Origin of the sequence: Bacillus sanguinis, from assembly GCF_018332475.1 — a bacterium.
Taxonomy (GTDB): Bacteria; Bacillota; Bacilli; order Bacillales; family Bacillaceae_G; genus Bacillus_A; species Bacillus_A sanguinis.
In genome coordinates, this window is record NZ_BOQB01000624.1 from 1 (window position 1) to 281 (window position 281).

At 32.4% G+C, this 281-nt stretch carries 1 protein-coding gene; it reads left to right on the forward strand.

Annotation, left to right across the window (positions count from 1 at the left end; genetic code table 11):
• The coding region (locus tag KI369_RS28895; RefSeq protein WP_212959048.1) for a DUF1835 domain-containing protein at nt 1–281 on the forward strand (281 nt) is incomplete at both ends.

The window sequence follows — 281 nt, forward strand, 5'->3', positions numbered from 1 at the left end:
TTGAAAATTTAATGGATATCCCTAAGCAATTAACGAGTAATACATCTTATAAAAGAAATGTAAAAGAAAGCTCACACGTACATATTGCTTTTGATGATTCAACAGCTGGAAGTTTAAAGCATATGCTAGGTCAAGAAGAGCGATTGGAAGAGATGGTTGTTGCTTTTTCTGAATTCTTTTCAATTGGGCCGATTTACAAGTTACATATGAATGAGGGTCAATTAGCAAGACAGAAATGGTTAGTGAACAACTTAACCACTTATGAAAATTATTTTGAAGAA